Source organism: Janthinobacterium sp. SUN137 (assembly GCF_030587265.1).
Taxonomy (GTDB): domain Bacteria; phylum Pseudomonadota; class Gammaproteobacteria; order Burkholderiales; family Burkholderiaceae_D; genus Janthinobacterium; species Janthinobacterium kumbetense.
The window spans coordinates 1,131,425-1,156,757 of sequence record NZ_JAPWHZ010000001.1 but is presented as its reverse complement, the minus strand read 5'-3'; the positions used below and the strand labels follow the sequence as shown (position 1 = coordinate 1,156,757).

Sequence of the window (25,333 nt, the reverse complement as noted above, 5' to 3'; positions counted from 1 at the left end):
CATGTCAGGTCAGGCGGCTTTTCGCCAGCGGCGGATTCTTGGCAAAGTAATTCTTGATGCCCGTGACGATGGCGTCGGCCATCTGGTCCTGGTAGCCGTTGTCGGTCAGCTTGGCTTCTTCTTCCGGGTTCGAGATGAACGCCGTCTCGATCAGGATGGAGGGAATGTCGGGCGCCTTCAGCACGGCGAAGCCGGCCTGCTCGACGGAACCCTTGTGCAGGCGGTTGATTCCGCCGATTTCGCGCAGCACGGCCTTGCCCAGCTTCATGCTGTCATTGATCTGCGCCGTCGTCGACAGGTCGAGCAGCACGCTGGCCAGCTGCTTGTCGTGGTTCTTCACGTTGACGCCGCCGATCAGGTCGGCCTGGTTTTCCTTGTTGGCCAGCCAGCGCGCGGCCGTCGAGGTGGCGCCCTTTTCGGACAGCACGAACACGGACGAGCCACGCGCCGTCGGCTGGATGAAGGCGTCGGCGTGGATGGAGACGAACAGGTCGGCCTGCACCTTGCGCGCCTTTTCCACGCGCATGCCCAGCGGGACAAAGAAGTCGGCGTCGCGCGTGAGCATGACGCGCATGTTACTCTGCAGTTCCAGCTTGGTCTTGAGGCGCTTGGCGATGGCCAGTACCACGTCTTTTTCGCGGCTGCCCCGGCTGCCCATGGCGCCCGGGTCTTCGCCGCCGTGGCCGGGATCGAGCGCGATGGTAATCATGCGCACCACTTTCTGGCCCGGCAGCGGGCGCGCTTCGGGGCGCTGCTCCGGACGGATATCGGGTACGGGCGGCACGATGGGCGCTACCGGCGGCGCCACGGCGGCCACGGGCGGCTTGCCGCTCTCGGGCAGGGGCAGCGCGGGCGGCGGCGTGTGCGTGCCGGCCATGGGCGGCTTGGCCGGGTCGCTCGACCAGTCGCCCTTTTCGATCATCTGCGCGATCAGGTCCGGCTCGCGCACGGGATACAGGTCGAAGATCAAACGGTGGTTGTAGGAGCCGGCCGGCGGCAGGGTAAACAGCTGCGGCGTGACTTCTTCCTTCAGGTCGAACACCAGGCGCACCACGTTGGGCCGGTTCTGGCCCACGCGCACCTGCTTGATATACGGGTCGTTCGACTGGATCTTCGCCACCAGGCCCTTCAGGGTGGGATTGAGTTCCAGGCCTTCGATGTCGACCACCAGCCGTTCCGGATCCTTGACGATGAAGTGGGTCGCCTTGAGGATGCTGTCATTTTCCAGGGTGACGCGGGTGTAGTCCTCGGCCGGCCAGACGCGCACGGCGAGAATTTGCGCCGCCATCGCCGACATGGGCGCGAACACGGACAACAGCAGGGTGCCGCCGGCCTTGAGCACCGTGCGCCGGGTGATGGGCGAGGCGATCAAAGGTTCGGGGCGAATTTGAGACGGTGAAGGCATGACAGACCCAATTCAGAAGACGCTTGCAATTCTACATCACGTCCTGTACCCGCAACGTTCAAATAAATATTCAGGTCCGCCGGCGGCAGCACCGGTTCGGCTTTCTCCGGCCATTCGACGATGCAGATATTGCGGCCGTTGAAGTCTTCGCGAAAACCCGCGTCGAGAAATTCCTCGGCACTGCCCATGCGGTACAGGTCGAAGTGGATGACGTTGACGCTCTGGCCATCGAGCTGCACCGTGTACGGTTCGGACAGGGTATACGTGGGGCTCTTGACGTGGCCCGCATGGCCGGCCGCGTGCAGCAGGGCGCGCGTGAGGGCCGTCTTGCCGGCGCCCAGGTCGCCGTGCAGGTAGATGGCCAGGCCCGGCGCCAGCGCGCGCGCCAGCGCGGCGCCCAGCGCGGCGGTACCGGCTTCGTCGTGGAGGTGGGCTTTGAAGTGTTCGGTCATTATCTTCTGTATCGCATAAAATGGAGGCTGCTGTCATTGTAACCGCCCGCGCGCCTGCCGTTTTCCGTAAAGTCCCCTATGTCCGCCACCGTCACCGATCTCGCCGCCCTGGCGCGCACCATTAAAGAATGGGGGCGCGAGCTGGGTTTTGCCGAGGTGCGCATCGCCGACGTGGACCTGTCGCACATGGAAGCGCCCTTGCAAGCCTGGCTCGATGCAGGGTATCACGGCGAAATGGATTACATGGCCAGCCACGGCATGAAGCGCGCCCGCCCGGCCGAACTGGTGCCGGGCACGGTGCGCGCCATCAGCGCGCGCATGAATTATTTGCCGCCGGCGCTGGGGCCCGACTGGCGCGAACGCGAGGCGGCGCGCGACGCCGATCCCGCAGCGGCCGTGATTTCCGTGTATGCGCGGGGCCGCGACTACCACAAGGTCATGCGTTCGCGCCTGCAGCAGCTGGCCGAGCGCATCAAGGGCGAGATCGGCGACTTCGGTTACCGCGTCTTCAGCGATTCGGCGCCCGTGATGGAAGTCGAGCTGGCGCAAAAAGGGGGCTTGGGCTGGCGCGGCAAGCACACCTTGCTGATCAACCGCCAGGGCGGCTCCTTCTTTTTCCTCGGCGAGATCCTCATCGACGTGCCGCTGCCGGTCGACCCGCCGGAAACGCCACGCTGCGGCCAGTGCTCGGCATGCATCACGGTGTGCCCCACGCAAGCCATCCTGGGGCCGCACAAGCTCGATGCGCGCCGCTGCATCTCCTACCTGACCATCGAATTGAAGGGTGCCATTCCCGTCGAGATGCGGCCTTTGATCGGCAACAAGGTGTACGGCTGCGACGATTGCCAGACCGTCTGCCCGTGGAACAAGTTCGCTCAGCGCGCCGTGGTGCCCGATTTCGACGAGCGCCACAGCCTGGGCAGCGCCGGCATGGTGGAGCTGTTCGCCTGGACGGAAGAAGAATTCAACCGCCGCATGGAAGGCAGCGCGATTCGCCGCATCGGCCACGAACGCTGGCTGCGCAACCTGGCCGTCGGCATGGGCAACGCGGCCGCCAAGGCCCGGGGCCAGGCCGACATCGTCGCGGCCCTGCTGTCGCGCCGCGAGCACCCGTCGGCCATCGTGCGGGAGCACGTCGAGTGGGCGCTGGCCTTGCACGGCGTCGTTTAACCCCCTCTCAAGCCTGCTTCAGGCGCAGCGCCGACCAGTTTGCGTCGATGGCGATCATTGCCACGCTGTCGAGTCCCATGGTTTGCGCAAAATTGCGGATATCGTCGCGGTGGATGTCGCTGCCCGCCTTCACGCCACCCTTGCGGTACGCCACCCAGACCGCGCCGCCGGGCGCCAGGCGCGCCTGCGCCACCGGCAGGAATTGCTCCAGTTCCGCGCGGCTGCGCGCGAACAGCACGATCCAGTCGGCGCTTTCTCCTTCACTCACCCGCCGCTCGGCCGGCAGCTGCGCCAGCAGGGCATCGTGCTCGCCGCCGTCATTGAGCACGGCCAGGGCTTTGGCATTTTTCACATACATTTTTTCAGCGGTGGTTTTGTCAGGCATGGCAGGGGCGTGTCGATTGGAGAAAGACGAGCATAACAAATTTCCCCTTGACTTATCGATATATCGTTATAAAATGGCGATACCTACTAACGATATATCTTTAAAGAGAAAACATGAGAAACTCACACCACGCAGAACACGGCCACGGTGGCCATCATCATCACGGCCATTGTGGCCAGCACCACCATCACGGCGAACACCGCCACGAACACTACCTGCACGGCCGCGGTCCGCGCGGCTTCGACGAGCGCGGCGACGGCATGAGCCCTGGCGGCCCCGGTGGCCGGGGTGGGCGCGGCGAACGGGCCGAGCGCGTCTTCGGCCGCGGCGACCTGCCGCTGATCGTGCTGGCGCTGATCGAGATCAGCCCCCGTCACGGCTATGAAATCATCAAGGCCATCGAAGAGCGTTGCGGCGGCGCCTATGCCCCCAGCCCGGGCGCCGTGTATCCGACCCTGACCCTGCTGGAAGAGCAGGACCACGTGACGTCAAGCGAAAGCGCCAGCGGCAAAAAGCTCTACACGATCACGGACCTGGGCCGCGCCTACCTCGACGAGAACCGTGCCCAGGTGGACGGCATCCTGGCCCGCCTCGACATGTTTGCCCGCGTCCAGGCGCGCAACGCCTTGCCCGAGCGCGTGCGCCAGGCCATGCACACCCTCAAGCATGCGCTGTTGCTGAACAAGACCAACTGGAGCGACGCGGAAGCCGAGCGCGTCTCGGCCGTGCTGGAACAGGCGGCGAATGCCATCGTCGATGGCCACTGAGCCTACTTTACAAGGATAAGCACATGACTACCGCCTCTCCAGCATCACCTGCATCACCACGTCCGCATGCCATCGAGCGCGTGCGGCATGACTTGAAACTGCGCGTGCTCACCGTCGTGCGCACCGAGCAGCTGACGCCGCACATGCGCCGCATCACCCTGGTCGGCGACGACCTGGACGGCTTTGTCTCGCCGGCGCACGACGACCACGTGAAGCTGTTCTTCCCCGCTCCCGGCGAAACGGTGCCCGTGTTTCCCGTGCTGGGCAATGGCGCGAATCCCATCCAGTACGCGGAAGGCGCGCGTCCCATCGCTCGCAACTACACGCCGCGCCGCTACGACGCGGCGCGGCGCGAGCTGGAAATCGACTTCGTGCTGCATGGCGACGGCCCCGCAGCCAGCTGGGCGGCGCAAGCTGCACCCGGCCAGACCCTGGGCGTGGGCGGACCGCGCGGCTCGATGCTGGTGCCGCTTGATTTCGACTGGTATGTGCTGGTGGGCGACCAGACGGCCTTGCCGGCCATTGCCCGCCGCCTGGAGCAGCTGCCGGCCACGGCGCGCGCGACGGCCGTGATCGAGATCGTCGAAGACGGCGAACAGATCGCGTTGGACAGCGCGGCGCAGCTGGACGTGCGCTGGGTGGCGCGCCATGGCCGCAAGGGACCGCTGCTGCTGGAGGAATTGGCGCAGGTCGCCTTGCCGCAGGATGGCGATGGCTACGTGTGGGTGGCGTGCGAGCATGCGCAGGTGCAGGGCTTGCGCGGGCATTTCATCGACGCCGGGGTGCCGAAGCAGCATCTGCACGTGGCCAGCTACTGGAAGCATGGCGTGGAAGAGCACCATGAGCATCACGACGACTGATTAGATACTTGAAACCTCGATCCGGGGTCTGACCCCGGATTTCATTCTACTTCAACAACCCCGCCAGCTCCACTGCCGTCTTGACCTGCATCTTGTCGAAGATATGCGCGCGGTGGACTTCCACGGTGCGCATGCTGATGCCCAGCTTGTCGGCCACCACCTTGTTCATCTTCCCCGCCAGAATCAGGTCCAGCACTTCGCGTTCGCGCGTCGACAGGGTGGCCAGGCGCGCGTGCACGGCGGCCAGTTCGCCCGCCTGGCGCGAGTTGGCCAGTCCCTGCTGCACGCGGTCCATCAGGTCGTTGTCGTTGAACGGCTTTTCAAAGAAATCGAAAGCGCCCCGTTTCAGGCTGTCGACGGCCATCGGCACGTCGCCGTGACCGGTGAGGAAAATCACGGGCAGGCGCGCCGTCAGGTCGCGCTTGACCAGTTGGTCGAACAGGGCGATGCCGTTCATGTCGGGCATGCGCACGTCGAGCAGCACGCAGTCGCCGGCGGCGTCGAAGCTGCCGTCCAGGCTATCGAGGAATTGCTGGGCGCTGGCGTAGTTGCGCGCCTCGATGCTGCGCGAGGCAGCCAGCCAGGACAGGGAGTCGCGTACGACCTCTTCGTCGTCAATGATGTGCAGCATGGTGTCTCCGGATTGTCGTTATGCGTTATTCGTTAAGGCGAGTGCGGTGCTTGCGGCGCGGCCGGCACGCTGAATGTAAAGATCGTACCGCCAGCGGGGTTGGCGCCGAAGGTCAGTGCGCCGCCGTGAAATTCGATGGCGGTGCGGCAGATGTTCAGCCCCATGCCCATGCCTTCGGACTTGGTCGAGAAAAACGGCGAAAACAGCCGCTCGGCCACGTCCTGCGGGATGCCATGTCCATGGTCGATCACGTCCACCGTCACCATGCCTTGCTGCGCATCGTGGCTGGCCCGCAGGCGCATGATACGCCGTCCCGGCGCCGCATCCTGCATGGCTTCGATGGCGTTGCGCGTCAGGTTCAGCAGCACTTGCTCGATCATCACGGGATCGGCGCGCAGCAGCGGCAGGTCCGGCGGCAGTTCTTCCTGGATGGTGACATAGTATTTGCGCGCCTGCAGGTCGATCAGCGCGCGGATGCCGTCGATCAGGGTGCGGATGGCGATATCCTGGCGCTGCGGCTCGCTCTTGCGCACGAAATCGTGCACGCTGCGGATGATCTGGCCGGCCCGCTGCGCCTGCGCGCTGGCCTGTTCCAGCGCCGGCTTCAGGGTGCCCGGATCGACGGGGGCGTCATGCTCGATGGCGCGGCGAATCAGGTTCAGTGCGCCCGTCGTGTAGCTGGAAATGGCCGCCAGCGGCTGATTTAATTCATGCGCCAGCATCGACGCCAGCTCGCCCATGGTGGCCAGGCGCGAACTCGTTTGCAGCTTTTCCTGCTGCTGGCGATTCAATTCCTCGACCCGCTTGCGGTCCGAGATGTCGAGCACGGAACCCATCCAGCCCGTCTGCTGGCCGTTCTTGTCCACCAGCGGGGCCTCGAAGATCAGCACGGGCACGCGCGTGCCGTCCGGGCGCTGGAAATAGGTCTCGAACTGCGGTGTGGGATTGCCGGCCAGCGCCTTGACGAAGCGCTGCTGGTATTCCTCCAGCGCCTCGGGCACCCAGTAGGGCATGGGCGGCAAACGGCCCAGGATTTCCTCGGGCGGATAGCCGACGATCTGGCAGAACGCGGGATTCACGTACGTGACGCGGCCTTCCAGGTCGCGCGCGCGCATGCCCGTTACCAGCGAGTTTTCCATCGCCGTGCGAAACAGCATCTGCTGGCGCAACGCTCCCTCGGCCACCAGGCGGCGAGAAATATGCCGCCACAGGGCCAGCAAGCTCCACAGCAGTCCCAGCGACAGGGCGATGACGGAGCCGACCAGCAGATTGGGCAGCAGCTTGGGCTGGCTTTTCACGCTGTCGGTAAACAGGGTGATGGTGGCGCCGGGCACGTCGAGCGCGCGCTTGTGCGTGTACACGCCGTGGCCGGGGCCGGCCGCGGCGCGCCGCGCCAGCACCTTGTCGTCGCGGTCGATCAAGGAGATCTGGTTATCCTGCGCAAACCACCACGGCACCATTTCATCGAGCAGGCTGCTGATCTGGTAGGTGGCCACCAGGCTGCCCACATAGCGCTGGCCATCGAACAGGGGCTGGTGGTAATCCATCAGCATGGCGCCGGGCGGCGCATCGGGAAAGCCGCTTTGCTGCGAAGGCTGGGCATATTGGCCCCGGTGCAGGCGGCGTGCATTGTCGGCCGCCGTCAGCGAGGCCGCCGAAAACGACAGCGCATGCGGCAGGCTGTTGTCGCTGGTGGCCAGCACCTTGCCGCTGGTGTCGAGCCACAGCACGCGCTGCAGTTCGCGGCCATTGCGCAGCATCTGCTGCAGCCGTTCGTGCACTTTTTCCGCGCCCAGAGAGGCGCTGGCGATGTCCACGCCCAGGTTGAACAGGCTTTCCTCGTTGCGCGCCAGCTGGAAGCGGATGGTTTGCTCCACCCACAGGGTGTCGGCGATCAGTTGCTCCTGGCGCTCGTTGCTTTCCATCTGGCGCGCCTGCCAGGGCAGCCAGAACAGGATGGACAGGAACAGCAGCAGCAGGATGACGGGCAGCAGCCAGCGCATCGGGCTCGATAGCTTGAAGCGGCGCGCAAAGGTGGGGGAAGTCGGCATGGCTGGCAGGGTAGCGGCTTATCGGGAGCCGGCTATTGTGGTTAACCACAATAGCCGGAGTAGTTTCTTTGGCACAATATCCAAGTAGACAAAAAATAAAGTTTTTTAAAAAACCACTCAGGAGACAAAAATGCAACTGCCGCCAATGAAAACCCTGTTCGTCGCGCTGTGCGCCGCCATCGGCGCCACCGCCGGCGTCCACGCCTATGCGCAAGCGCCGATCGTCATCAAATTCAGCCACGTCGTGGCCACCGATACGCCGAAAGGCCAGGCCGCCGAGCGCTTCAAGCAGCTGGCCGAGAAAGCCACGAATGGCAAGGTCAAGGTCGAACTCTACCCGAACAGCCAGCTGTACAAGGACAAGGAAGAACTTGAAGCCCTGCAGCTGGGCGCCGTGCAGATGCTGGCGCCGTCGCTGGCCAAGTTCGGCCCCCTGGGCGTAAAGGAATTCGAAGCGTTCGACCTGCCCTACATCTTCCCCACCAAGACGGCGCTGTACAACGTCACCGAAGGCGAAATCGGCAAGAGCCTGCTGAAAAAACTGGAACCCAAGGGTATCACGGGCCTGGCCTACTGGGATAACGGCTTCAAGGTGATGTCGGCCAACAAGCCGCTGCATACGCCGGCCGATTTCAAGGGCCTGAAAATGCGCATCCAGTCGTCCAAGGTGCTCGACGCGCAGATGCGCGCGCTGGGCGCCAACCCGCAGGTGCTGGCCTTCTCGGAAGTGTATCAGGCGCTGCAGACGGGCGTGGTCGACGGGACGGAAAATCCGCCATCGAATATGTACACGCAAAAGATGCATGAAGTGCAAAAGCACGTGACCGTGTCGAACCACGGCTACCTGGGCTATGCCGTCATCGTCAACAAGAAATTCTGGGATGGCTTGCCGCCCGAAATCCGCGGCCAGCTGGAAAAAGCCATGCGCGAGGCGACCACGTTTGAAAAAGCCATCGCCCAGCGCGACAACGACCAGGCCCTCGACGCCATCAAGAAAGCGGGCAGGACGCAGATCTATACCCTGACGGTGCAGGAGCAGGTCGAGTGGCGCAAGGCGCTGGCGCCCGTGCAGAAGGCCATGGAAGCGCGCATCGGCAAGGATCTGATCTCGGCCATCAACAAGGAAAGCGCGAAGTAAGCCGCAGGCTGTAGCGCGCCGCGCCGCCTGGCGCGGCAGGCAGGGCACCCTGCCAGTCCGTTTGAACGGCTCCTGCGCGTCCTGCGCGGGAGTGCGTGTACCCGCATTCTTTGAAAGTCCACCATGAAATTTCTGGATCACCTGGAAGAGTGGCTGATCGCGACCCTGATGGGCGCGGCCACCTTCATCATCTTCGTCGCGGTCGTGCACCGCTACCTGGCCGGCTTGCCTATCCCCGGCCTGCAAGACTTCCTGATTCAAATCAATACCAGCTGGGCCCAGGAACTGTGCATCTACATGTTCGTCTGGATGGCCAAGTTCGGCGCCGCCTACGGCGTGCGCACGGGCATCCACGTGGGCGTCGACGTGCTGATCAACCGCATGAATCCCCGCTGGCGCGACCGTTTCATCGTTTTCGGCCTGGCCGCCGGCGCCCTGTTTACCGGCGTCGTGGGCACCCTGGGCGCCAGCTTCGTGTGGTCGATAGGCCACACGGACCAGACCTCGGCCGACATGGAAGTGCCGATGTGGCTGGTCTACCTGGCCGTGCCGCTGGGTTCCTACCTGATGTGCTTCCGCTTCCTGCAGGTGATGGTGCATTTCATCAAGACGGGCGCCTTGCCGAAACACGACCACTCGCATGTCGAGGGGCTGGAAGATGAATTGACGGCTGAAGAAAAAGGAGCCAAGGCATGAACGCGCTGATCATCTTTGTATTGCTGCTGGCGCTGATGCTGACCGGCATGCCCATTTCCATTTCGCTGGGCCTGACGGTACTGACGTTCCTGTTTACCATGACCAGCGTGCCCATCGAATCGGTGGCCCTGAAAATTTTCACGGGCATCGAAAAATTCGAAATCATGGCCATCCCGTTCTTTATTTTGGCGGGTAACTTCCTCACGCATGGCGGGGTGGCGCGGCGCATGATCAATTTCGCCAGCTCCATGGTGGGTCACTGGCATGGCGGCCTGGCGCTGGCCGGCGTGATGGCGTGCGCGCTGTTTGCCGCCGTCTCCGGTTCCAGCCCCGCCACGGTGGTGGCGATCGGCTCCATCATCCTGCCGGCCATGGTCAAGCAGGGCTATCCGCGCGGTTTCGGCGCCGGCGTCATCACCACCTCGGGCGCCCTGGGCATCTTGATACCGCCATCGATCGTGATGGTGATGTATTCCGTCAGCACCAACACGTCCGTTGGCAAACTGTTCATGGCGGGTGTGATTCCCGGCATGATGCTGGCCATGCTGCTGGGCCTGACCACGTGGTTCTTGGCGCGCAAACACAATTATCCACGCATGAAAAAGGCCAGCTGGAGCGAGCGTTTCGTGACGTTCAAGAAGAGCGCCTGGGGCTTGCTGCTGATCGTCATCGTCATGGGCGGCATCTATTCGGGCGCCTTCACGCCGACGGAAGCGGCCGCCATGGCTGCCGTGTACGCCTTCATCATCGCCGTCTTCGTCTACAAGGACTTGAAGATCAAGCAAGTGGGCAAGGTCTTGCTCGATTCGGCCGCCATGTCGGCGATGCTGTTGTACATCATCACGAATGCCGTGCTGTTCTCGTTCCTGATGACCAGCGAAAACATCCCGCAAGCGATGGCTGAATGGATTACGGGCAAGGGCCTGGGCGTGATCAGCTTCTTGTTGGTGGTCAACGTGCTGCTGTTGTTGGCTGGTAACGTCATGGAACCGTCGTCCATCGTGCTGATCATGGCGCCGATTCTGTTCCCCGTCGCCATGAAGCTGGGCATCGACCCTGTGCACTTCGGCATCTTGATCGTGGTCAATATGGAGGTCGGCATGTGCCATCCGCCCGTGGGCCTGAACCTGTACGTGGCGTCCGGCATCACGAAGATGGGCATTTCGGAGCTGACCGTGGCCGTGATGCCGTGGCTGCTGACGATGCTGGGTTTCCTCGTGCTGATTACCTACGTACCACAAATCTCGCTGTGGTTGCCAAATTTAATTTACAACTAAAACAGTTGTCCCCGTCATGGTGCAAAAAAAGTCGATCCGGCCGAATAAATGCGCTATGATGGGCAGCCTTAAGGGGAAACACGTATATGCATATGCGCCCTGGTAGCAAGGCTGAAAGACAGAATTGGTAACAAGGTTAGTGGGGGAGTGGTCTATAAAAACGGTATTGATACCGGGGATATATTGAGGAGACACACGTTTCACAGAAGTTGTTGAGTCATAGCTGTCTGCGGCCACAAGCCGGCACCGGCGGACCCAAACGACCGGGAACGTGAAGCAATATTTGAAGCGCACCGACTGGTGCGCTTTTTTTTCGTGCGGGGGAAACGTCCGCCGGCACGCCCAAAGTCGGTGCATAATCACCGGGGCGCAGCCAGATGCGCCGGCAGGTTGTATATATGCCACACTTGAAATTTGATCAGCAGATGAAAAAACAACAGGGCAGTGAACTGTTCAGCGCCATCGTGGCCGCGCCGTTCGGCGCCATGGGCGTGCGCGCGCAGGATGGCCGGGTATGCGAACTGGTGTATTTGCCGCCGCACTTCGCGGAAAAAGATGCGCAGGATGCCGTCTCCGAGCGGGCGTGCCAGCAACTGGCGCGCTATTTCCTTGATCCCGATTATGTCTTCGACCTGCCACTGGCAGACGCGGGCAGCGCCTACCAGCAGCGCGTATGGGCGGCGATTGCCGGCATTCCGCGCGGCCAGGTGCGCACGTATGGCGACGTGGCGCGCCTGATCGGCTCGGCCCCGCGCGCCGTGGGCCAGGCTTGCGGCGCCAACTGGTTTCCCGTGGTCATACCGTGCCACCGGGTCACGGCCGCTGGCGGCCTGGGCGGCTTTGCCCACCACGACGATGCGGCGGGCTTCCACCTGGGCGTCAAGCGCTGGCTGCTGGCGCATGAAGGCGTCGAGGGCATGGGATGGTCCAAACGATGATGAACAGCCTGCTGGCGCCCGACAACACTACCCTGATCGATGAATTTTGCGACAGCCTGTGGCTGGAAGACGGCTTGTCGAAGAACTCGCTCGACGCCTACCGGCGCGACATGCGTCTGTTCGCGCGCTGGCTGGAAGTGAACCGGCCCGGGCGCGAGGGCCTGTACGAAGTATCCACGGCTGATATCGACGCGTATTTCGCGGCCCGCCACGACGAGAGCAAGGCGACGTCGTCGAACCGGCGCTTGTCCGTGCTCAAGCGCTTTTACCAGCTGGCCTTGCGGCACAAGCATATCGCGGCCGATCCGTGCCTGAAGATGGTCTCGGCCAAGCAGCCGGCGCGCTTCGTGCACACCTTGAGCGAAGCGCAAGTGGAAGCCTTGCTGGCGGCGCCCGACGTCAGCACGCCGCTGGGCCTGCGCGAGCGCACCATGCTGGAGCTCATGTATGCGAGCGGCTTGCGCGTGTCGGAGCTGGTGGACTTGAAATCGGTGGAACTGAGCCTGAACGATGGCGTGCTGCGCATCACGGGCAAGGGCAGCAAGACGCGCCTGGTGCCGTTCGGCGAGCAGGCGCGGCTGTGGATTGAGCGCTACCTGAAGGAAGCGCGCGGCGTCATCCTCGATGGGCAGATGGACGATGCGCTGTTCGTCACGCGGCGCGGCGGCGCCATGACGCGGCAAATGTTCTGGGTCATCATCAAGAAACACGCGCTGAGCGCCGGCATCACGGCACCGCTGTCGCCGCATACCTTGCGCCATGCGTTCGCCACGCATTTGCTCAACCATGGCGCGGACTTGCGTGTTGTGCAATTGTTACTGGGGCACTCCGATATTTCCACCACGCAGATTTACACGCATGTGGCCCGCGAACGGCTGAAACTGCTGCATGCGCAGCATCATCCGCGCGGCTAAAAATTTTGTATTTGCTCCAACTGCGTCATAATGTGCCCTATGTGCTTATCTGTAACAATAAAAAACTAAAGAGGTAGTAAATGGCCAAGACAAATTTCCAATACGAAAAACGGCAAAAAGAGCTGGAAAAGAAGAAGAAAGCCGAGGAAAAAGCCAGACGCAAGCTGGAAGCGAAGAACAATCCGAAGCCGGCCGACGGCGGCGAAGGCGATGAGCCGGAAGCGGACGACGCCGACGTCGATGCAGATCCGGCCGCCGAAGGCGACGCACCCGCCCAGCCCCAGTAACTCCCCGTTCCTGACGACCGGTGCGGCATCGCCGCGCCGGTATCTCCTCGTTTCCCCTTCCCCCGCTACAAGTGCGGCCGCTGGCCAAGCGCCAGTTGCAGCTGCGTGCTGGCCATGGCCGCATCGGCGCGCGCCTGCACATAGCCCTGGTACGCGTCATCGGCCGAGCGCTGCGCCGCCAGCCATTCCAGCAGCGAGGCATTGCCGCTGAAGTAAGACAGGCGCATGCCGTCGACCACCTTTTGCGCATCGACCAGCACGCCGTCTCGGTAGCGCGCCAGCCTGTCCTGCGCCGCATGCAGCTGCCGCTGCGCCGTGCGCACTTGCGTCTCCGCCTGTAATTCGGCCTGGCGCAGGGCCAGCATCGCTTGCGTGACCCCCGCTTCGGCTTGCACCACGTCGCCCTTGTCACGCCGCGACAGGGGGATGGGGATGGCCAGCGAGATGGACAGCGCACGGGAGCGGGGCGCGCCATCGACGGGATTGCCGCTGGCGTCGATGCCGTCATGGTAGCCGCGCGCGGCGGCCAGGCCTACGGTCACGGTCGGGTCGACGGCGCGGTTGGCGCGCACCAGCGCCGCACCGTCGCGCAGGTTGTCCAGCGTGGCGCGGGCGATGCGCACGTCGTTGCGGGCCTCGAGCGCCTGCGGCACCAGCACGCCGGCGTCGCCGCCCTCGTACGCGGCGAAGTCGCACGCCAGCTGCGCTTGCGGAAACAGACCATCGAACTGGCGCCCCAGCGGCGGCGACAGGGCCAGCATGGCGCTATCGGCCTCGCTGCGCGCCTGCGCCAGGTCGGCCTGGAACTGGTCGCGTTCCACGCGCGACTGCAGCAGCTCGATGCCGCCTACGTCGCCCGCCTTGCGCCGCACGGTATTCGCCTCGACTACCTTCGACAGGGCCGCCATGGTCTGCTCCTTGCGCGCGAGGACCTCGCGCGTGCGGCAAGCTTCCGTGAACGCGGCGGCGGCCGTGCCATACAGCTCGCTCCTGAAGCCTGCCACCGTTTCCTCGGCCAGCGCGACATTGCTGTGCGCCGCCTTCAAGCGCGCGGTGCGCTTGCCGCCCGTCTCGATGGCCATGCTGATGGCCGGATTCCACGTGACGGGACGGTGTTCGACGCTGCGCACGGTTTCGCGCGTGGCGCCCAGCGTGAATTCCGGGTCGGGACGCAGGCCGGCGATGCCGATGCCGGCCTTGGCCGAGGTGATGCCTTCCTGCTGCGCCTGCAATTCCAGACTGTGGCTTTCCACGGCGGACAGATAGGTTTCAAAGCTCAAGGGCGCGGCGAAGGCGCAGGGGGCCAGCAGCCAGGCCGCCAGCAGCACATTAAAACGTGTCATGGGTCTCTCCTTCGGTGTCGATCCGGCGTTTTTGCAGGTGCGCCTCGATCAGGTAATACAGGGCCGGCAACAGCAGCAAGGTCAGTGCGGTCGCCGTCACCAGGCCGCCCACCACCACGGTGGCCAGCGGGCGTTGCACGTCGCTGCCCAGGCCCGTCGCCAGCATGGCCGGCGTCAGCCCCAGGGCGGCCACCGTGGCCGTCATCAGTACGGGACGCATGCGGTCGCGCGCGCCTTCCAGCACGGCCTCGCGCAGGCTTTTTCCCTCGTCGCTGCGCAAGCGGTTGATCTGCGCCAGCATCAGCACGGCATTCAGGACGGCCACGCCGAACAGGGCGATGAAGCCGACGGCGCTTGACACGTTCAAGGTCATGCCGCGCAGGTGCAGCGCGGCCAGGCCACCGAGCATGGCCAGCGGCACGGCCAGCAAGACCAGCGCGGGCTGGCGCAGGTTGCGGAACTGGCCAAACAGCAGCAGGAACATGGCGCCCAGGGTCATCGGCAGGATCAGCGCCAGCCGGCTTTGCGCGCGTTGCAGGTTTTCGAACTGGCCGCCCCATTCGACGCTGATGCGCTGGTGTTCATCGGCCACGGCTTGCGCCACCAGCGGGCGCGCTTCGGCCAGGAAGCTCGCCAGGTCGCGCCCGCGGGCATTCAGGCGCACGATGATGTGGCGCCGTCCCATTTCGCGCACGATCACGCTTTCGCCCGAGGTGGTGCTGATGGTGGCCACTTGCGCCAGCGGAATCCTCGCGCCGTTGGCGGCGTTGAGCTTCAAGTTGGCGATGGCGTCCGGGCTGGAACGCGTGGCCGGCGGGAAGCGCACGGCGATGTCGTAGCTTTTCTCGCCCACGTACACTTGGCCGATGGGCGCGCCGCCGATGCCGGTGGCAATCAGGTCGACCACGTCCGCCGCGTTGATGCCGTAGCGGGCCGCCTTTGCCCTGTCCAGTTCCACCTTCAGGTTGGGCAGCGGCGGCTCCACGTCCACCGCCACGTCGGAGGCGCCAGGGATAGTCTTGAGGACATTTGCCACCTTGCCGGCGATGCCGCGTACTTCGTCGAGGTCATTGCCGAAGATTTTCACCGTCAGGTCGCTGTGCGCGCCCGACAATTTATCCTGCACGCCGTCGATCATCGGTTGCATGAAAGCCACGGTGACACCGGGCATGCTGGCAAAGCGCGCGTTCATTTTGGCGATCAGCTGCTGCTTGCTCATGCCTGACTTCCAGCTCTTGTACGGATGCAGGCCCACGCTCGCTTCGATGTGCGACGGCGTCCAGTAATCGGTGCCGTCGTCGTTGCGCCCCGTCTGCGTGACGATGGTCGACACTTCGGGGAATTCCAGTGCGGCGCGCCGCAGTTCGCTGGCCATCTCGGACGCCTTGTCCAAGGTGATCCCGGGCGGCATCTGCACCTGCAACCACAAGGAGCCTTCATCGAGGTAGGGCAGGAAGTCGCGCCCGATGCTGCCGCCCAGCAGCGCCAGGCACGCCAGCGAGGCGGCGCACACCATCGCCACCCAGCGCTTCTTGCCCACCATGCGTTCGAGGAAACGCCCGTACGCGCCCGCCAGCTTGTCCAGCGCGCGGTTATGGAAGGTGCGGCGCGGCTTGCGCAAGGCCAGCCAGGCCAGGCCCGGGATCAGCACCAGCGCCACCACCAGCGCGCCCACGAGCGCTGCGCCCACCGCATACGCCATCGGCGAAAACAGCTTGTATTCGATGCGCTGGAAGGCGAACAGGGGTAAATAAGCGGCGATGATGACGGCCATGCCGAACATGATGGGGCGCGCCACCTGCAGGGTCGCATCGATGGCGTCCTGCAGGGTGAGAGGCCGTTCCTGTTCCCGTTCGCGGCGGCGCAGCATGTTTTCCAGCACCACCACGGAACCGTCGACGAGGATGCCGAAGTCGATGGCGCCCAGCGACAGCAGGTTGGCGGGAATTTTAAAATGGTGCATGAAGATGAAGGCGATCAGCAGGGCCAGCGGAATCGTCAGCGCGACGATCGCGGCCGCGCGCGGGCTGCCCAGATACAGCAGCAGCACGAGGGCGACGAGCAGCATGCCTTCGCCCAGGGTGTAACTGACCGTGTGCAAGGTGGCGTCGATCAGCGAGCTGCGGTCCAGGTAGGGCACGACCTTGACGTCCTTCGGCAGCAGATTGGCATTCAGGTCGTCGACGGCCGCATGGATGCCCGCCAGCGCCTCGGACGGGTTGAAATCCTTCAGCAGCAGGGTGATGCCTTCGATGGTGTCGGGATTGTCGTCCTTGCCGAGGATGCCGCGCCGCTCCACGTTGCCGTAGGCCAGCTTGCCCAGGTCTTTCACCAGCACGGGCACGCCATTCTTGCTGCTGACGACGACGTTGCCCACGTCATCGAGCGAATGCAGCAAGCCCACGCCGCGCACCACGTACGATTGCTGGCCGCGGTCGATGACGCTGCCGCCGCCGCTGATGTTGTTGGCGTTGATGGCGTCCTTGACCTGCGCCAGCGAAAAGCCGTAGCTGTCGAGTTTTGCCGGGTCGAGTTCCAGCATGAATTGCGTGGTCAAACCGCCGAAATTGCTCACATCGGCCACGCCGCGCACCTGCTTCAGGCGCGGGATCACGGTCCAGAACTGCAGCTCGGACAGTTCGCGCAGGCTGCGCGACTTCGATTCCAGCGTATAGCGGTAGATCTCGCCCGTCGGCGAGGTATAGGGATCGAGGCCCGGCTTGGCCTCATACGGCAGGTTGACGCTGGCGAGGCGTTCCTGCAGCCGCTCGCGCGTGAAATAGCCGTCGCTGCCATCCTCGAACACCACCGTGATCAGCGACAGCGCGAACAGGCTGCGCGTGCGCAGCACGTGCATGCCTGGCGTGCCGAGCAGGGCGCGTTCGAGCGGAATGGTGATCTGCTGCTCGATTTCCTCGGCGCCCAGGCCCGGCACCTGCGTGACGATTTGCGAGGTGACGTCGGCGATGTCGGGATACGCTTCGATGGGCAGTTGCTTCCAGCAGTAGACGCCGTAGGCGGCGACGAACAGCAGTACCAGCCAGACGATGCCGCGCCGCTGGCAGCAGGTGGCGATGAAACGGTCAATCATTGAGCAGCACTCCTTCCTTGACGACGATGCGTTCGCCCGCCTTCAGGCCGGAGACGATTTCCACCTGGTCGCCATGGCTGGCGCCCACTTCCACCGCGCGCGGCGAGAACACCAGCGCGCTGCGTTCGACCATCACGCGCGTCGAGGGCCCGCTTTGCAGCAGGGCGGACGCGGGCACGAGGAGGGCGCGGCGGCTGGCGCCGGCGAACCCCGCGTGGGCGAACATGCCGGGCTTGAAGGCACCGCTGCGGTTGTCGATGGCCACGCGCACCTTCACCGTGCGCGTCTCGGGGTCGAGCACGGCGCCCACATACGCGACCTTGCCTTCGAAAGCCTTGCCGGGCCAGGCGTCGACGGTGATGCTGGTCGTTTGTCCCACGGCGACCTGCGCCAGGTCCCTTTCGGCCACGTTGGCCGACAGCCACACGGTGGACAGGTCGGCCACCGTCATCACGGGCGCGTTGATATCGTTCCAGTAGCCGCCCTGGGCGCCTTCCATGGCGATCACGGTGCCGGCGATCGGCGAACGCAGCACATAGTCGCGGCGCGACCCGCGCGCTCCGGCGCCATACTGCGCCAGCTTGTCGGCGCTGGCCTGGGCGTCGCTGCCGGCCTGCGCAAAAGTGGCCTGCGCCGCCTCGTACTCCTTGCGCGCGGCGATTTCCGCCTCGAACAGGGTTTTCTGGCGTTCCAGTTCCTGGCGCGCCTGCAGCAGGGCGGACCTGGCTTTGCTGTCGTCCGCGTAGGCGGCGCTCAGTTCCGCCGAGTCCAGCGTGAACAGCGGATCGCCCGCCTTCACGCTATCACCCAGGGCGCGCTGCAAGCGCGTGATGCGCCCGGCCAGGGGCGGCGTGATCTTCACCAGCTTTTCCGGCATGGCTTCGATGCTGCCCGGCGCTTCCGTCTGCGTGGCGATGTCCTGTTCCAGCACGGCGGCGACCTGCAGGCGCTGGCGCAGCGGCGACATCTTGTCGACGGCGATGCTGCCGTCGTCCAGATGCATCGCTTGGACGGGCGGCGTGGCTGCCGCCGTCGGCTTGGCGCAGCCGGCCAGGGCCGAGCAGGCGAGAGCGAGGGCGCAGCTGGCGCCCAGGGCGTTGCGGGTGGTCGTGTTCATCCCGTGTTTCCTTGTTATTGATGGTGAGGGGGCATGCGTGGATGCCGTGCCCAGGCGGGCAATGAGAGGGGCGCAGGTGGCGCAGGCAGCGTCACAACAGCGCCGGGAAAGCATAGCAATGTGGTCCTGAAGAAGCGCCCAAGAACGCCTGAATCATTCTTCAGGTTCCGTGCGCGCACGGTGCGGCGCGGTAAAATGCCAGCATGGAAAACACGGCGCAATGCGAAAGGCAGGCATGAGAATCCTCCTGGTGGAAGATGACCGCAAGGCGGCGCGCCTGCTGGCGCGCGGCTTGCAGGAAGAAGGCTTTGTCGTCGACGTGGCGCACAGCGCGGAAGAGGGCGAGGACGAAAGCTACGCCGTCGACTATGACGCAATCGTGCTGGACTGGATGTTGCCGGGCAAGCAGGGCATCGATTTTTGCCGCGACTTGCGCGCGCGCGGCATCCAGACGCCCGTGCTGATGCTCACGGCGCGCGACGCCACGGCCGACCGGGTGGCGGGCCTGAACACGGGCGCCGACGATTACCTGACCAAGCCGTTCGAATTCGAGGAGCTGCTGGCGCGCATCCGCGCCTTGCTGCGCCGCTCCGACATCAGCCGCCCGCTGGTGCTGGCGCTGGCCGACCTGACGCTCGATCCCGTCAGCCACCAGGCGACGCGGGCCGGCACGCCGCTGGTGCTCACGCCCAAGGAGTATGCGATCCTGCTGATCCTGCTGCGCCAGGCGGGCGAAGTGGTCAGCCGCGCGCGCCTGGCCGAGCAGATCTGGCAGGCGGACCTGATCGGCATCGATAACCTGATCGATGTCCACGTGCGCAACCTGCGGGGGAAAGTGGATGCGCCGGGCTTGCCGGCCTTGATCCACACGGTGCGCGGACGCGGCTTCCGCCTGGCGGAAAACAACGGTGGCTAGCTTTCGCCAGCGCCTGCTGCTGGTACACCTGGCCGTCATCCTCGCCATCGTCGCCTGTACGGCGCTGGCCGGCTACTGGGGGCTGTCGCGCGCCGTGCACGGCCAGCTCGATGCGGCCCTGCTGGCGCTGGCCGAGACGGAAATGGCCATGCTGCCGGCCGCGCCACGCCAGCCCGTGCAGGTGCACGAGGTGGCGCCGGGCCAGGCGCCGCCGTCGTTGACGCGGCTCGACCGCCTGGTGCAGATCATCGATGGCGAAGGCCGCGTGCTGGCGCGCAGCCGCAACCTGGAGGCGGCGCAATTGCCGGCCCCTCCCGCCTTGCTGGCGCGCCTGGCGGCCGGCGAAACCATTTTCGAGACCCTGCCCAAGTTCGGCGAAGAGCCGCTGCGCATGGTCTCGATTCCCGTGCCTTCGTCCGGCGCGCGCCTGGCGGTGCAGGTGGCCGGTTCGCTCGACGACACCAATCACGTGCTGGCCGCGGCCACCGTGCTGTTTGGCGCCATGGCGCTGGCCTTGCTGGCGGCCGTGGGCCTGGCCGGTGAAATGCTCACGCGCCGCGTGCTGGGCGCCATCGACGACGTGGTGGACCAGGCGCATTCGATCGGCGAAGCCAGCCTGCACCAGCGCCTGCCCCATCCCGGCACGCAAGACGAGATCGGCCGCCTGGTCGATACCCTGAACGCCATGCTGGACCGCCTGGAGCACGGCTACGACGCGCAGCGCCGCTTCACGGCTGACGCTTCGCACGAATTGCGCTCGCCCCTGTCGCGCCTGCGCACGGAAATCGAAATCACCCTGCGCCGCCCGCGCGAGTCGCCCGAATATGTCGATGCGCTGGCATCGTGCCTCGATGAAGTGCAGCGCCTGACGACCCTGGTGGAAGAGCTCTTGATGCTCACGCGCCTGGATGTGGGCCAGGAGCGCAACGCGGTGGAAACCATCGCACTCAATCCGCTCGTGCGGGCGGCGGCGCAGCGCCTGGAAAAGGCGGCAGCGCAGCGCGGCATCCGCATCGTCTTCGATGCAAGTGCAGACGTGCAGGCCAGGGTGGCGGCCGGCCCGGTCGACCTGGTGCTGGCCAATTTGCTGGATAACGCCGTGAAGTTCTCGCCGCCCGACAGCGTCATCAGCGTGCACGTGGCGCGCGATGGCGCGCATGCGATCGTCGGCGTGGCCGATGCGGGACCGGGTATCGGCGTGGAAGACTTGCCGCACCTGTTCGAGCGGTTTTACAGGGGCGCCCAGGCGCGCGCGGGCGAGGCGCCCGGTTTCGGCCTGGGCCTGGCCCTGTCGCAAGCCATCGTGCACGCGTATGGCGGCAGCATCGAGGCGCAGAACCGCCCGCAAGGCGGCGCGCTGTTCCTCATGCGCCTGCCCGCCTCAAGCTGAAGGCGCGACGCCTTCCCAGCGCACTTGCCGCACTTGCGGCCAGGCGCCCGCGCGGTTGACGAAGCGCACCAGCACGGCGCGCTGCATGGCCTGGCACAGCACCGTGGCGATCAGCTGCACCACTTGCCGGGCTTCGTCCCAGCTGCGCAGCATCTGCGACGGCGCCAGGCCAGCTCCCTTGAGTTCGGCCAGCAGCAGACGCACGACGTGGTCGGCCTGCGCCGCGGGGCAGGTGACGGTCAGGCGATAGGTGGCGACGGCAGGCCCCCGTTTGGCAAACCACAGCATCCATTTTTTCATCATCACACTCCCCGTTCGGCGACAAATTCCGCGTTGTTGACCAGCGCCCAGCGCACGGCCGAGACGCTGCCTTCCAGGCTGACCTGGCTGACGATCTGCTCCAGCAATCCCAGGCTGGACACGGGCGTAAGCAGGTCGGCCCGCACTTCGATGCGTCCGGCGTGCGCGGCATCCTCGCTGTGCAAGGATTGCAGCATCAGGGCCGGCATGCCGCTGATCATGCGCAGCATCAGGTTGCGCACGAGGATTTCCTGCTCCGCCTCGCACACGGCTGTCACGCGGTAGATGCTTTCCGTCTCGATGCCCGCTTCGCTGCCGTGCGCGTTGATGCGTTGCGCCAGGTGGCGCAGCACGAGGTTGGCCACCAGGACAAATCCCGTGCCGATGGCCGCTTCCAGCGCGAAGCCCAGGCCGCACAGAATGCCGATGGCAGCCGAGCACCACAGGGTGGCGGCCGTGTTCAAGCCGCGCACCGTCATGCCTTCGCGCATGATGACGCCGGCGCCCAGGAAGCCGATGCCGGAGACCACCTGCGCGGCGATGCGCATATGGCCGGCGCTATCGCCTTCGAGCACGGAAACCATCACGAACAGCGAGGCGCCGACGGAGACCAGCGCGTTCGTGCGCAGGCCCGCCATGCGCTGGCGCAGCTGGCGTTCGGCGCCGATCATGGCGCCCAGGGTCAATGCCGCGGCAACGCGCAGCGCAAAGTCAAATACCACCATCAGTTTCTCCCGGCTGGGGAGGAACAGGCGAGTGCAGGGGCGAAGACAATTCGCCCCGAAAGGGGGCAGCAGACGATAACGGTGGAACGATGAGGAGGGAAGTGGCGGCGAGAGAGTACTGCCGCTGATAAAACCGCACCTTGCCATGGGCAGGGCGGGCGGAATGCGCGCGTCTTGCCTAAGGCCGATCGCCGATGGTCAATCGACTACTGTCACTGGAACAAGCACCCACGAGTCACTCCATATCATTGATAACGGGGACAGTCTAGCCAGTGGGGCTGCTTTGGTCAACTGAAGCTCTCTTCAGGAAGCCGCCGCGTCGTCCCCGCCAATGCGGGGACGGTGAAGGCGACCGGTCAATCAGTGGGCGTGTGCTTTGCCGTCGTCGTCGGAGTCGGCGTGCTCGCCGCTGCCGCCGAAAAAGCGCGCGGCGCGCTTGCCCAGGCTGTCGAGGTAGGTGTAGGCGACGGGCACCACCACCAAGGTCAACAGGGTCGAGGTGATCACGCCGCCGATGACGGCGCGGCCCATCGGCGCCTGCGATTCGCCGCCGTCGCCCATGCCGATGGCCATCGGCAGCATGCCGAAGACCATGGCCAGTGTCGTCATCAGGATGGGGCGCAAGCGCACTTGCCCCGCTTCCATCAGCGCCTCGAACTGGCCCAGTCCTTCGCGCTGGCGCTGGTTGGTGAAGTCCACCAGCAAGATCGCGTTCTTGGTCACCAGGCCCATCAGCATGATGAAGCCGATCACGGAGAAGATGTTCAGGGTGCTGCCCGTAATGAGCAGGGCGGCCAGCACGCCGATCAGCGACAGCGGCAGGGACACCATGATGGCGATCGGCTGCAAAAAGCTGCCGAACTGCGACGCCAGCACCAGGTAGATGAAGATCACGGCGATCCCCAGCGCCATCATGGCGCCGCCCATGGTTTCGGCCATCTGCTGCGCATTGCCGGCCACGTCGAAGCGCACGCCGGGCGGCAGGTCGATGGACTTGATGGCTTTCTGCACGTCGGCATCGACGTCGCCGGCAGGGCGGCCCTGCGTGCCTGCATAGATGGCGACCCGGCGCTGCAAGGCCTGGCGCTTCAGCACCTGCGGGCTTGATGACGGCACGAAGTCGACCACCTGGCGCAGCGGGATCATGACGGGCTTGCCGTTCGCGTCAAGCTTGCTCGAGGCCAGCGACAGGTCGGCCAGGTCGGCCACCTTTTGCCGGCCCGACTTGGGCAGCTGCACGTTGACGTCGTAGTTTTGCCCGTCGCTGGCTAACCAGTGGCTGACCGTGTCGCCCGCCACGAACGGACGCAGGGCATTGCCGATCTGCTGCACCGACAATCCCAGGTCGCTGGCCAGTTCGTTATTGATCTTCACGGTGGTCGACGGATTGGCGCCTTCCTGGCTGTATTCCATGTCGGCCAGGCCCTTGATGCCGCGCATCTTGTCCATCAGGGTATGCGCCACCGCATCGAGCTTGCCTTCGTCCGTGCCCAAAATGGCGATGAAGATGGGGCGCTGGCCGACGGACAGGGTGATGCCGGCAATCGGCGCCAGGCGTTCGCGGATCAGCTTTTCCAGCTCCTGCTGCGAGCGGCGTTTGTGCTTCTTGATGTCCGTCAACTTCAGGTTCACCTCGGCCGTGTTGCGCCCGTCCTGCGTGCCGACATTGGCCACCAGGCTGTCGATTTCAGGGAATTCCTTCAGGGCCGTTTCGATCTGGCGCACCTTGGTATCCGTGTATTCGAGGCTGGAGCCGACGGGCGTCTTGAAGCGCAGGTTGACCCAGCCCTGGTCCGTTTCCGGGAACATCTCGCCGCCGATCATCGGCACGAGCATCAGGCTGCCCGCGAACAGGGCGACGGCCGTGGCCAGGGTCGTCTTGCGCCAGCGCAAAGCGACAGCCAGCACCTTGCCATACCATACATGCAGGCGGTCGATGCCCGTCTCGATCCAGGCCATGAAGCGGCCCAGCCACGGCGCGTACTTGAAGCGGTCCTTGACGGGGTCGCGCCAGACGGACGACAGCATGGGGTCGAGCGTGAAGCTGACGAACAGGGAGACGAGAACGGCGACGGCCACGGTGATGCCGAACTGCAGGAAGAAGCGGCCGATGATGCCGTCCATGAAGGCGACGGGGACGAACACGGCGACGATGGCGAAGGTGGTGGCCATCACGGCTAGGCCGATTTCATTGGTGCCGTCGTTGGCCGCCTTGTAGTGGTTCTTGCCCATGCCCAGGTGGCGCACGATGTTTTCGCGCACGACGATGGCGTCATCGATCAACAGGCCGATGCACAGCGACAGCGCCATCAAGGTGAGGAAGTTCAGGGTGAAGCCGAAGGCCTTCATGGCGATGAAACTGGCCAGCACGGAGATCGGCAGGGTCAAGCCCGTGATGATGGTCGAGCGCCACGAATGCAGGAACAGGAAGACGATCACCATGGTCAGCACGGCGCCTTCGATGATGGTGCGCTTGACGTTATCGAGCTGGCTTTGCACGCGCTCCGATTCGTCGTCCAGCACGCGCAGGGTGATATCGGGCGGCAGCGTTTTTTGCAGGTCCGCCGCCACTTTCAGGATGCCGGTGCCCACTTCGACCACGTTGGCGTCCTGCACCTTGGTGATTTCCATCGTCACGGCCTGCTGGCCGTTCATGCGCGAGATCGACAGTTCTTCCTGCTCGCCGTCGACGACGGTGGCCACCTGGTCCAGGTAGACGGGGCCGACGGCGCGGCGCGCGACGATGATCTTGCCGAATTCGCGCGCATCCTTGATCTTGCCTTCCACGCGCACCAGCTGTTCGGCCGCGCCATGGCTGATGGAGCCGGCCGGCAAATTGGTATTCGTCGCCTGGATGGCGCGGATCACTTCATCGACGCCGATGCCCTGGGCATTGAGTTCGATCGGCTTCATGCTGATGAGGATCTGGCGCGCGCGCAGGCCGCGCAGCTTGACTTGCCCCACGCCGGCCACGCCCTGGAAGCGCTTGCTGATGATCTGTTCCGTCATGGTCGACAGCGAACGCAGGTCATGCCCGGTGGACGTCAGCACGATGGTGGCGATGGGGCGCTCGTTGTCGCCTTCTGCTCGCGCGATGAACGGGTCCTTGGCTTCCTTCGGGAAGCGGGGACGCACCAGGGCCACCTTGTCGCGCAAGTCCTGCATGGCCTTGTCCATGTTCGTCGATAGCTCGAATTCCAGGTAGACGCCGGCGCGTCCTTCCCACGAGTTGGCGCGGATGGTCTTGATGCCGCTGACGGTGTTGACGGCGTCCTCGATGGGGCGCGTGATGTCGTTTTCCACGGCTTCGGGCGAGGCGCCCGGATAGTTCACTTCAATGGCGGCGAACGGGAACTGCACGCTGGGCATGCTTTCCACGCCCAGGCCCCGGTAGGAGAAGATGCCCAGTACCACCAGCGCCACCATGACCATGGTGGCGAAGACGGGGTTCTGGATACTGACTTTGGTCATCCACATGGC

General features: G+C 64.8%; 22 protein-coding genes. 11 read left to right on the top strand and 11 right to left on the bottom strand.

Annotation, left to right across the window (positions count from 1 at the left end):
• Nucleotides 1-4: 4 nt before the first annotated feature.
• Both O3298_RS05250 and tsaE read right to left on the bottom strand, forming a co-directional pair.
• Nucleotides 5-1,405, bottom strand: coding sequence for an N-acetylmuramoyl-L-alanine amidase (locus tag O3298_RS05250; protein WP_305058691.1), 1,401 nt, complete (start codon nucleotides 1,403-1,405; stop codon nucleotides 5-7).
• Nucleotides 1,369-1,857, bottom strand: coding sequence for a tRNA (adenosine(37)-N6)-threonylcarbamoyltransferase complex ATPase subunit type 1 TsaE (tsaE, locus tag O3298_RS05245; protein WP_225242536.1), 489 nt, complete (start codon nucleotides 1,855-1,857; stop codon nucleotides 1,369-1,371). The genes O3298_RS05250 and tsaE overlap by 37 nt, the downstream gene beginning before the upstream one ends.
• Before the next feature lie 78 nt (nucleotides 1,858-1,935).
• Here tsaE and queG point away from each other — a divergent pair, with 78 nt between their 5' ends.
• Nucleotides 1,936-3,027 carry a tRNA epoxyqueuosine(34) reductase QueG gene (gene queG, locus O3298_RS05240; protein WP_099666599.1) on the top strand — a complete coding sequence of 364 codons (1,092 nt, stop codon included), beginning with the start codon at nucleotides 1,936-1,938 and terminating at the stop codon, nucleotides 3,025-3,027.
• 7 nt (nucleotides 3,028-3,034) lie between these two features.
• Here queG and O3298_RS05235 read toward each other — a convergent pair whose 3' ends face one another.
• Nucleotides 3,035-3,379: a DUF3052 family protein gene (locus O3298_RS05235; RefSeq protein WP_305058690.1), complete on the bottom strand. Its 345-nt coding sequence runs from the start codon at nucleotides 3,377-3,379 to the stop codon at nucleotides 3,035-3,037.
• A gap of 146 nt (nucleotides 3,380-3,525) precedes the next feature.
• Between O3298_RS05235 and O3298_RS05230 the strand changes: the two genes are divergently transcribed.
• Both O3298_RS05230 and O3298_RS05225 read left to right on the top strand, forming a co-directional pair.
• Entirely contained in the window at nucleotides 3,526-4,179 is a 654-nt protein-coding gene (locus tag O3298_RS05230) for a PadR family transcriptional regulator (protein WP_305058689.1), read from the top strand.
• 23 nt (nucleotides 4,180-4,202) lie between these two features.
• Nucleotides 4,203-5,039 (top strand): siderophore-interacting protein, encoded by an 837-nt coding sequence (locus O3298_RS05225; protein ID WP_305058688.1) that lies wholly within the window; start codon nucleotides 4,203-4,205, stop codon nucleotides 5,037-5,039.
• A gap of 46 nt (nucleotides 5,040-5,085) precedes the next feature.
• On the opposite strand, the gene O3298_RS05220 is transcribed toward O3298_RS05225, so the two are convergent.
• Nucleotides 5,086-5,670 carry a response regulator transcription factor gene (locus O3298_RS05220; protein WP_034780029.1) on the bottom strand — a complete coding sequence of 195 codons (585 nt, stop codon included), beginning with the start codon at nucleotides 5,668-5,670 and terminating at the stop codon, nucleotides 5,086-5,088.
• A gap of 32 nt (nucleotides 5,671-5,702) precedes the next feature.
• Nucleotides 5,703-7,721 carry a PAS domain S-box protein gene (locus O3298_RS05215; RefSeq protein WP_305058687.1) on the bottom strand — a complete coding sequence of 673 codons (2,019 nt, stop codon included), beginning with the start codon at nucleotides 7,719-7,721 and terminating at the stop codon, nucleotides 5,703-5,705.
• A gap of 145 nt (nucleotides 7,722-7,866) precedes the next feature.
• Between O3298_RS05215 and O3298_RS05210 the strand changes: the two genes are divergently transcribed.
• The 6 genes from O3298_RS05210 (at nucleotide 7,867) to O3298_RS05185 (ending at nucleotide 12,971) form a co-directional block, all read left to right on the top strand.
• Entirely contained in the window at nucleotides 7,867-8,859 is a 993-nt protein-coding gene (locus O3298_RS05210; RefSeq protein WP_305058972.1) for a TRAP transporter substrate-binding protein, read from the top strand.
• A 123-nt stretch (nucleotides 8,860-8,982) separates the two neighbouring features.
• A complete protein-coding gene (locus O3298_RS05205; protein WP_305058686.1) occupies nucleotides 8,983-9,555 on the top strand; it encodes a TRAP transporter small permease in 573 nt (190 codons plus the stop codon).
• Entirely contained in the window at nucleotides 9,552-10,832 is a 1,281-nt protein-coding gene (locus tag O3298_RS05200) for a TRAP transporter large permease (RefSeq protein WP_305058685.1), read from the top strand. Before O3298_RS05205 ends, O3298_RS05200 begins: the two co-directional genes overlap by 4 nt.
• A 425-nt stretch (nucleotides 10,833-11,257) precedes the next feature.
• Nucleotides 11,258-11,770 (top strand): methylated-DNA--[protein]-cysteine S-methyltransferase, encoded by a 513-nt coding sequence (locus O3298_RS05195; protein ID WP_305058684.1) that lies wholly within the window; start codon nucleotides 11,258-11,260, stop codon nucleotides 11,768-11,770.
• Nucleotides 11,767-12,684: a site-specific tyrosine recombinase XerD gene (xerD, locus tag O3298_RS05190; RefSeq protein WP_251351763.1), complete on the top strand. Its 918-nt coding sequence runs from the start codon at nucleotides 11,767-11,769 to the stop codon at nucleotides 12,682-12,684. The genes O3298_RS05195 and xerD overlap by 4 nt, the downstream gene beginning before the upstream one ends.
• 80 nt (nucleotides 12,685-12,764) lie before the next feature.
• Nucleotides 12,765-12,971: a hypothetical protein gene (locus O3298_RS05185; RefSeq protein WP_070257461.1), complete on the top strand. Its 207-nt coding sequence runs from the start codon at nucleotides 12,765-12,767 to the stop codon at nucleotides 12,969-12,971.
• 65 nt (nucleotides 12,972-13,036) lie between these two features.
• On the opposite strand, the gene O3298_RS05180 is transcribed toward O3298_RS05185, so the two are convergent.
• Genes O3298_RS05180 through O3298_RS05170 form a run of 3 tightly spaced genes read right to left on the bottom strand, consistent with a single transcriptional unit; the run spans nucleotide 13,037 to nucleotide 18,522 of the window.
• Entirely contained in the window at nucleotides 13,037-14,314 is a 1,278-nt protein-coding gene (locus tag O3298_RS05180; RefSeq protein WP_305058683.1) for a TolC family protein, read from the bottom strand.
• The gene (locus O3298_RS05175) at nucleotides 14,301-17,405 is read right to left on the bottom strand and encodes an efflux RND transporter permease subunit (RefSeq protein ID WP_305058682.1); all 3,105 of its coding nucleotides are present in this window, start codon (nucleotides 17,403-17,405) and stop codon (nucleotides 14,301-14,303) included. The genes O3298_RS05180 and O3298_RS05175 overlap by 14 nt, the downstream gene beginning before the upstream one ends.
• Entirely contained in the window at nucleotides 17,398-18,522 is a 1,125-nt protein-coding gene (locus tag O3298_RS05170; protein ID WP_305058681.1) for an efflux RND transporter periplasmic adaptor subunit, read from the bottom strand. Before O3298_RS05170 ends, O3298_RS05175 begins: the two co-directional genes overlap by 8 nt.
• Nucleotides 18,523-18,757: 235 nt before the next feature.
• On the opposite strand from O3298_RS05170, the gene O3298_RS05165 reads away from it, so the two are divergent.
• Nucleotides 18,758-19,438, top strand: a complete 681-nt coding sequence (locus O3298_RS05165; protein WP_305055861.1) for a response regulator transcription factor — start codon at nucleotides 18,758-18,760, stop codon at nucleotides 19,436-19,438.
• Nucleotides 19,431-20,828 carry a cell wall metabolism sensor histidine kinase WalK gene (locus O3298_RS05160; RefSeq protein WP_305058680.1) on the top strand — a complete coding sequence of 466 codons (1,398 nt, stop codon included), beginning with the start codon at nucleotides 19,431-19,433 and terminating at the stop codon, nucleotides 20,826-20,828. The genes O3298_RS05165 and O3298_RS05160 overlap by 8 nt, the downstream gene beginning before the upstream one ends.
• On the opposite strand, the gene O3298_RS05155 is transcribed toward O3298_RS05160, so the two are convergent.
• From O3298_RS05155 to O3298_RS05145, 3 genes are all read right to left on the bottom strand, one after another.
• Nucleotides 20,820-21,131, bottom strand: coding sequence for a hypothetical protein (locus tag O3298_RS05155; RefSeq protein ID WP_305058679.1), 312 nt, complete (start codon nucleotides 21,129-21,131; stop codon nucleotides 20,820-20,822). The two genes, O3298_RS05160 and O3298_RS05155, sit on opposite strands and share 9 nt — an antisense overlap.
• Entirely contained in the window at nucleotides 21,131-21,853 is a 723-nt protein-coding gene (locus O3298_RS05150) for an MgtC/SapB family protein (protein WP_305058678.1), read from the bottom strand. Before O3298_RS05150 ends, O3298_RS05155 begins: the two co-directional genes overlap by 1 nt.
• Nucleotides 21,854-22,213: 360 nt before the next feature.
• Nucleotides 22,214-25,330, bottom strand: a complete 3,117-nt coding sequence (locus tag O3298_RS05145) for an efflux RND transporter permease subunit (protein WP_305058677.1) — start codon at nucleotides 25,328-25,330, stop codon at nucleotides 22,214-22,216.
• Nucleotides 25,331-25,333: the final 3 nt, after the last annotated feature.